Genomic DNA, 1,426 nt, shown 5'->3' with positions numbered 1-1,426 from the left:
GTCCGCTCGATCAACCCGATCGACGGCTACAACCTGACCCACCCGGCCGAGTACTACAAGGGCGTCAACATGACGCTCGCCGGCCTTGTCTCCACCGCCGCCAACCCCGACCGCGCCCTCAAGAACGCCTGGGAAACACTCAAGAGCGACCCCAGCGAATTCTGGGGCCGCCTCATACCCGAAGCCGCCGGCACCAAAGGCTCAGGACTCCTACGAGGCGGCCTCCGCGCAGGCATGCGACACGGCTTTCCCGGCCCCGGCGGGGCCGTGAGAGTGCCGGACGAGTGGATGACCGGGGCCCGAAGACGCCCGCGAGACCTCCTGGACGACCCTGCGCAGACCCGCTGGGCGGAGGAAGCCTACGAAAGCTTCATGAAGGACTCTCGTGACGTGTCCTCGATATCCGAGCAGTCCCGCCATGTGGAGCGAGGCGACGGGTCGACGGGGTTCTCGGAAGAAGAGATCGCTTCGGTGAAGAAGCACGTCTTCGACACCGAGCATCCCATCGTCGACCCGGAGACGGGGAAGGTCGTGGTGCGGAAGTTCGACGCGGACGCCGAGATCGCGGATGCGTGGATCCGGCTACGGTCCGGCAACGCACTCCCGGAAGACCATCTTCTCCTGGAGCACGAGATCGCCGAGCTCGGATACCTCCGCGACAATCCGGGATCGACCTACCAGGAGGCGCACCGCCACGCGAACAGTAATTACAATTGGGAAGAAAAGGTCCCCCTGTTCAAGCGGGAAGACCTGGAAGGTGAATGGTAATGGCTTCGCTCGTCTATTTCCGCAAGGTCTCCGAGTCGGTCGATTCGGTGGAGTACATGTACGGCTTCGATACGGAGGATCCGCCGCATCGACTCCTCATGGACACCAGGACGCGCAGACCGCGACCCGTCGACGGCGAAATCAACTATGCCTTCCTCAAGGCCTCCCGGAAGATCAATGCCATGTATGACGAGACGTCAGAGTGGCCCGACCGCGGGATGAGCGTCAGCTGACGTGCGGCGCGGGGCGGACGTCCTGACGCACGGCACGGCTCCGGAAGCCGGCCTGGTACAGAACTGTGTCACCCAGCACACCACTTATGACAATGGATGCCCGGATTAGCCCGTTGCTGTCGGGAAGGTGACCATGGCAGCATCTCGGCCATGGCCGATCACGGGGATGAAACAACAAGGCCCGAACAGCGTTCAAAACTGGCCGACTTGGCTGATGCACCGTCGGAGGACACACCGCTGGACGCGCCGTCGGAGCACGCGCCGCTGGACGCAGCCTCACCGGAGGCACATCCGGACGTTGCCGCCCCAGACTCCGAACCGCTGACGCCGGACGATCAACTGGCCGTGGCAAGGCGTGAGTTTGCTGCGTTGCTGGGTGAATTCCGGCGTACTGCTGTGCTGGTGCCGTTCGATGCGTACGGGAG

At 63.7% G+C, this 1,426-nt stretch carries 1 protein-coding gene and 2 pseudogenes; all 3 read left to right on the top strand.

Annotated elements, in window-relative coordinates:
• Nucleotides 1-768: pseudogene (locus tag ABZ208_RS39055) on the top strand (hypothetical protein); the annotation flags it as partial.
• On the top strand, nt 768-1,001 hold the full coding sequence (locus tag ABZ208_RS39050) for a hypothetical protein (RefSeq protein ID WP_328397208.1): 234 nt from the start codon (nt 768-770) through the stop codon (nt 999-1,001). The pseudogene ABZ208_RS39055 and the gene ABZ208_RS39050, both read left to right, overlap by 1 nt.
• 150 nt (nt 1,002-1,151) lie before the next feature.
• Nucleotides 1,152-1,426 (top strand): annotated as a pseudogene (locus ABZ208_RS39045) (hypothetical protein); the annotation flags it as partial.

The organism is Streptomyces sp. NPDC006208 (assembly GCF_040613775.1).
In the GTDB taxonomy this organism is placed as follows: Bacteria; Actinomycetota; Actinomycetes; order Streptomycetales; family Streptomycetaceae; genus Streptomyces.
This window is presented reverse-complemented; position numbering and strand designations above follow the sequence as displayed.

Coding starts and splice junctions, on each gene's coding strand:
- ABZ208_RS39050 (WP_328397208.1), top strand. CDS start 768: ATGGCTTCGCTCGTCTATTTCCGCAAGGTCTCCGAGTCGGTCGATTCG.